We start from the raw sequence: 6,380 nt of genomic DNA on the forward strand, positions 1-6,380 counted from the left end.
ATAGCCCTAACTACGCTGATTTTCCAATATCTCTCCTTGTTTAGACTTATTTTTTATCTAGCACTTCAAATGCAGGGAGTATTTTGCCCTCTAAAAGCTCCAAAGAAGCTCCACCGCCTGTAGAAATAAAGCTCATATTATCTCGCTCACCCGCTTTGTCAATAGCATCTGCGGTATCCCCACCTCCAATAAGTGAAAATGCGTAAGTATCAGATATGGCACGAGCAATATTAAATGTTCCTCTTGAGAATTGCGATATTTCATAAACTCCAAGTGGACCATTCCAAATAATCGTCTGAGAAGAATGTATCACCTCTGTAAAAAGCTTTGTAGTTGCTGGTCCCATATCTACAGCCATATAGCCTTCAGGCACATCTTGAGCCGGAGTGATTTTGATATTTTTATGCTCTTTAACATCATCTGTACTCACGACATCTACAGGTAGATATATTTTCACATTCTTCGTCTTAGCAAGATGGAGAATTTTCAACGCATCTTCAATAAGGGCATCTTCTGTAAGGGATTTTTGCATATTATAACCGATCGCCTTCAAGAAAGTATTGCTCATTGCACCTCCTATGATGATTTTATCCACCACATCAAGAATATTTACCAATAGCTCTAGCTTTGAGCTTACTTTAGCACCTCCGACAATAAGCAAAACAGGTTGAAGCGGATTTGCTAGAGCTTTTGCAAAAGAATCAATTTCTTTTTTGAGCAACAAACCTGCAACTTTTTCTTTTGCGTATTCTGCCACTCCATAAGTACTAGCGTGGGCACGATGACTAGTTCCAAATGCATCACTTACATACACATCACACAAACTAGCAAGTTTTTCACTGAGTTCTCTAGAGTTTTTTTCTTCGCCCTCATAAAAACGAATATTTTCCAAAAGTATCACACTTCCTTTTGGGAGAGTCTTTTGAAGAGTGATTGCAGAATCGATACTGTCAGCAAAAGAAACATTTTTATCTAAAAGCCTCTCAAGACGTTTGAGAATATGCTTAAGAGAAAATGCGGAATCCTTGCCCTTAGGTCGCCCTAGATGACTTACCAAAATAATGGATTTTGCATCATTATCAATACAATAATTGATTGTAGGCAATGCTTCACGCATACGGGTATCATCAGAAATATTGAAATCTTTATCCATGGGTACATTAAAATCCACACGAATGAGTATTTTTTTATCTTTTAGTTCAATATCACGAATGCTTTTTGTTCGTTGCATTAGTGCAATACTAGCTACTTGTAGCATTGAAGCTCCTTTTGGGAAGTAAATTATTCAGGCATTTTATCAAAATCAAGCTTTTGATAAAATCTTAAAAATCTCTCTAAGGCGAATTTTTCCAAGTTCTACACCGGGCTGATCATAAGAATTAATATTAAATATGCCACCCACACAAGAAGTCAGAAGTTCAAAATATATAATAAGCTTCCCAACATTTGTTTCGCATAATTCTTCTAACTCAATATGATCTGTAGGAATACCCTCATTTTGTATGGTTTCCATTGTGGCAATTTGCTGTACATTGAGAAGTTTTGCAAATGAAGCACCATTGACAAAATCAGTACAACCTAAATACTCAAAAGAAATATCTGGTATCTTTGGTTCAATATATTTGGCTTGATGAATACTTAAAAAAGTAATGGTTTTATCCATCAATCCCTGTGCAATAAGCTGTAAAAAAGAATGCTGATCGATACTTCCAATAAGACTAATAGGGGTGAGACCAACTTTTTTACCATAAATATCAAACTTTCCTAGCGACTCTCCCCATAATTGGACATACCAAGAATTAAAATCCTTAAATACACTTGAGTAAGAAAATAAAATATTAATAGGAAATCTATCTCGATTTTTTGCTAGAAAAATCGCTTTTTTTAAGAGATGTTCCTCCTTTCTTTCAAAAAAATTCTTCTCAAATTCTGCTGCCCCTTCCAAAAGTCTTTCTACATCATAACCCAGAAGCATCAAAGGAAGCACTCCAACTGCACTAAGAACAGAAAATCTTCCGCCAATATTTTTTGAAATACCCACTGTAGATACTTGTTCTTTTTTTCCTAGAAGATACAAGGGGGAATCTTCATCTGTAATAAATAAAAGATGAGATTTTTTTTCAAAGCTTTCAAACAAGCCATAACGATGAATAACATACTTCATTAACGATGAAGTTTCAATAGTTGTGCCAGATTTTGAAATGATGATAAAAAGCGAATCTTTTATGTGAATATTATATAGAGATTTTTGAATCTCTATAGGATCAGTATGTTCCAAAAAAGCCAATTGAATCTTTTTTCTCGCAGGAAGATGAGAAAGAAGTCCATCAATTGCTTTTAATCCAAGAGAACTCCCACCAATGCCTATAATAACAATATTTTTCACACTATCTAAAAAAAACTGCTTTTCTTTTACATAAGCATGGGATTCTTGTAAGGCTTTTTGTTCAAAAGGAAGTTCATAATAGCCACTTTTTTTATTTTTTCGCTCAAGGGAAATAAGATCAAAAACACTATCAAGTGCCTTTTGATTAGGGTTAGCAAGATGCCTTAGATCTGAATTTTTATCAAAATATTGGTTAAAAGTTAGCATATCTAGTGAGTCAAAGCCCAAACAGTCATATCTACAAGTCTATGACTATAACCCATCTCATTATCATACCATGCCAAAACTTTTGCAGTTTTTTGACCTACTACAAGCGTTTTATCAGGGACAAAAATAGCACTATAAGAAGAACCTATAAAATCGCTAGAGACACATTTGTCCTCATCTACAAGAATAATACCCTTCATGGAAGATTTTTGAGCACCTAAAAAGGCTTGATTAATATCTTCTTTTGTAACACTTTTGAGCAAATTCACATTCAAATCTACCAAACTGACATCAGGAGTGGGTACGCGAATGGCAAAACCATTAAACTTCCCATCTAACTCAGGCATCACTAAACCAATAGCTTTTGCCGCGCCCGTTGAAGTTGGTATCATATTAAGTGCAGCTGCCCTCGCACGTCTAATATCCTTGTGTTTAACATCTAAAATATTTTGGTCATTAGTATAGCTATGAATTGTGCTCATCAATCCATTTTCTATACCAAAATTATCTTGAAGTACCTTTGCTATAGGGGCTAGGCAATTTGTCGTGCAAGAAGCATTAGAGATTACTCTTTCACCCTTATAAGCAGTGTGATTAACCCCATAGACAAAAGTAGGTGTATTTTCTGCAGGTGCGGATATGACAACTTTTTGCACTTTATCTCTTATGTGGATAGAAGATTTTTCCAAAGCATTAAATTTGCCAGTGCATTCAATTACGCCTATAACTCCGCATTTAGAAAAATCTAATTTTGCAGGATCTCGATCAGAGAAGATTTTTACATTTTTATTATTCCCTATACGAAGGGTATTATCATCTATCTTTTCTGCATCATAGCTTCTATGCACAGAATCGTATCGTATCAAATGAAGTAAAGTATCAATATCTGTTGTTGTATTGAGTGCAACAAGTTCAATATCATCTCTAGTTCCAATAATTCTACTTGTGCATAATCCAATTCTACCTGTTCCATTGATTGCAACTTTTAAGGACATACCTACTCCTTAGTATTATTGTTATATTGGGGTAATTCTATATGAAAATGCCTTAAAAACTCGAAAAAAATGAGGAAAATTTTATAAAATGCCCTAAAATACTTGATTTTAAAACAAAATATATGTAGAATAAGCGGGTTTTGAATAAAAACAAAATATCCTAAACGGAGGTTTATTATGAATAAAGCGGAATTTGTCGATTTTGTAAAAGACGCAGGAGACTACTCAACAAAAAAAGATGCAGAGACTGCAGTTAATGCTTTTGTTGCAGCAGTAGAAAAAGCACTTTCGAAAAAACAAAGCGTTGAGCTTGTAGGTTTTGGAAAATTTGAAACTGTTCTTCAAAAAGGTAAGTCAGGAAAAGTTCCTGGTAGTAGTAAAACCTACAAAACAGCTGACAAAATGGTACCAAAATTCAAACCAGGCAAAGGTCTTAAAGATCAAGTTGCTAAAGCAAAAAAATAAGTTTATACCGCATTTTGGACTTTTATGGAGTCTGGATGCGGTTTTTTAATGTCTGTCCCCGTAGCTCAGCAGGATAGAGCGTATGATTCCTAATCATAAGGTCGTGGGTTCGAATCCCGCCGAGGACACCACTAGATTTTCTGCAATTTTCTTAAAATACCATCTAAAATTATTTTAATATATTTATCATCATTTTATCCCATAAATATGGACTTAGTAAGGTATAATCACTGATGATTTTAAGGCAATGATTTTTATTTATCATCATCTAAAATCATTTAAAATTATCCAAAATAATCACAAAAAGGGGACAGATTGGGGATGGCTAAAAACCTCAGTAGCCGAAAATATGAAGGTGTAAGATACAAAAACTTAAGCGATGGGGATGTGGCTTATTATATTCGTTTTACCAAAGATGGAAAACGATATGAGAAAAAAGTGGGGACAAAATTTGGCGGTTATAGCGAGAAAAAAGCTTACAACAAAAAAATAGAGATGGAGCATTCAGAAAAGATTGATGATAAGTCTATCAAATTCAGAGAAGTTGCCGATAGATTACTAGAAATAAAAAAGATTCACCTAAGAAAAAAATCATTTTTAACTATTTGTGGAGTTAGAAAACACCTAGAATATTTAGATGATAGATATATTGACTCAATCAACCAAAAAGATATTAATGATATGATTATCAGCCTTAAAAACAAGATGGCAAATAGCAGTATCAACCGAATAATAAGCACATTAAAGGCTGTTTTAGAATTTGCCAACACAGAATATGGGATTAAAGCTCAAAAACTATCTATTCAAAAACTCAAAACCAATGATAATAGAGAGAGATTCTTGAGCAAAGAGGAGATTCTAGCACTCAAAATAGCACTAAATAGCCACTATGAACACTTATTATTTGTAAATCTAGCTCTCTGTACTGGTGCTAGGCTGATGAGTATTTTAGATATAAGAAAAAAAGATATTGATTTAAAAAACAAGACTATCAAACTAAGAGATTTTAAAAATCCATCAACTTATCAAGGCTATCTAAATGATGAGGTCAAAGAATTATTATTAAAAAAATGGGATAATCTAAAAGATGATGACAAAGTTATTCAAAAAAGCAAGAGACTTATCACCGAAAAACTGCAGGGTATTTTAAACCATTTATTCAATCAAAACTCACCTGAAAATAAACAAAAAGTCGTTATTCATAGTTTGCGTCATACCTTTGCATCTCATTTAGCTATCGGGAATACACCTATTCAGATCATTCAAAAACTCCTCAATCATAAGGATATACACATGACAATGCGATACTCTCATTTAATGCCTGATAGTGGCAAAGAATGGGTAGATAAAATATGGAATTGACTGAAAGTTAAAAGCTTTAATTGTTAAGAAATTTATTCATTTAAAAAGGCTAAAAATCTCTTTATTTTGACTCTATTCTCAATCTTTAATTTCCGAAAAATAACCGCCATAAAATCCCTTAACTTCCGCATAATAACTATCAAACTATCTATGGTTTTTCCGAAAAACTAGCCTCAAAAAACTTCCAAAATAAATCATTAATACAAGATGCTAGTAAATATCATTCTAAACTCTAAGATCAAATAAAAATCCGATCAATATGCACAAAAAATATAAAATATGTTTTGCCAAAATAAAATCTTAGTTGTGCATACAAGCTACATAAGAGAATCAATCAAGCTCTGCATTCAACCCCTCCCCTGTGTTTGGGTCCTTCTCACTCGTCATAAATTCCTGCGGTTAGCCACCTGCGGGGGGAGGATGGGATAAGGGGGAAAAAAGGTGAGTTCATATTCATATAAAATTTAAATAAAAAAAATATTTTAAAAAAGGTTTTAAAAATATCATTTTAATAACATTTGATGGGTGGTTGTAAGATGCGTATTAGAAGGGGTTTTGTGGGGCTATTGGCAGAGATTGGATTAAAATAGGGCTTGATAGTGAAATTTAGGCGGGTTAAAATACTTTTTTTAATCAAAAGAAGGCTTGACAAATTTATAAAAATAGTATCTAAAAAATCATATGAAATGAAGGATTTTGGCACTTCAGGTGAGGAAAATAAGAGGGTTGATGTGGGTAAAAATAATGTTGTGCAAAGATAAAAATAGTAAATCATATTAAAAAATATAAAGTGGATTAAAAAGTGAGGATGGCAAAAAAGAAATGTGTGCAAGAAATAAGGGCAAGCAGATATTATTGTGATGATGGGATTTTGGAGGAGAAGCGTTAAAAAAAGGATAACTGCTTATCCTTTTTAGCTTCGCACACCGATCGCTTTATGCGAAGCGTAGCGAGTATAGCGATAC

5 protein-coding genes and 1 tRNA gene are annotated in these 6,380 nt (G+C 33.5%); 3 read left to right on the top strand and 3 right to left on the bottom strand.

Annotation, left to right across the window (positions count from 1 at the left end; all coding sequences use genetic code 11):
* Positions 1–46: 46 nt before the first annotated feature.
* Genes Q5I06_RS07890 through gap form a run of 3 tightly spaced genes read right to left on the bottom strand, consistent with a single transcriptional unit; the run spans position 47 to position 3,588 of the window.
* Positions 47–1,258, bottom strand: a complete 1,212-nt coding sequence (locus tag Q5I06_RS07890) for a phosphoglycerate kinase (RefSeq protein ID WP_305517604.1) — start codon at positions 1,256–1,258, stop codon at positions 47–49.
* 45 nt (positions 1,259–1,303) lie between these two features.
* Positions 1,304–2,593, bottom strand: a complete 1,290-nt coding sequence (locus Q5I06_RS07895; protein ID WP_305517605.1) for a glucose-6-phosphate isomerase — start codon at positions 2,591–2,593, stop codon at positions 1,304–1,306.
* 2 nt (positions 2,594–2,595) lie between these two features.
* Positions 2,596–3,588, bottom strand: coding sequence for a type I glyceraldehyde-3-phosphate dehydrogenase (gene gap, locus Q5I06_RS07900; RefSeq protein ID WP_305517606.1), 993 nt, complete (start codon positions 3,586–3,588; stop codon positions 2,596–2,598).
* Between the two features lie 177 nt (positions 3,589–3,765).
* On the opposite strand from gap, the gene Q5I06_RS07905 reads away from it, so the two are divergent.
* The 3 genes from Q5I06_RS07905 to Q5I06_RS07915 all read left to right on the top strand — a co-directional run bounded on the left by Q5I06_RS07905 (position 3,766) and on the right by Q5I06_RS07915 (position 5,415).
* Positions 3,766–4,053: an HU family DNA-binding protein gene (locus Q5I06_RS07905; RefSeq protein WP_305517607.1), complete on the top strand. Its 288-nt coding sequence runs from the start codon at positions 3,766–3,768 to the stop codon at positions 4,051–4,053.
* Positions 4,054–4,107: 54 nt separating this feature from the next.
* Positions 4,108–4,184, top strand: a tRNA-Arg gene (locus Q5I06_RS07910).
* A gap of 190 nt (positions 4,185–4,374) precedes the next feature.
* Positions 4,375–5,415 (top strand): tyrosine-type recombinase/integrase, encoded by a 1,041-nt coding sequence (locus Q5I06_RS07915; protein ID WP_305517609.1) that lies wholly within the window; start codon positions 4,375–4,377, stop codon positions 5,413–5,415.
* Positions 5,416–6,380 lie beyond the last annotated feature (965 nt).

It is taken from the genome of Helicobacter cappadocius (assembly GCF_030688855.1).
GTDB lineage: Bacteria > Campylobacterota > Campylobacteria > Campylobacterales > Helicobacteraceae > Helicobacter_J > Helicobacter_J cappadocius.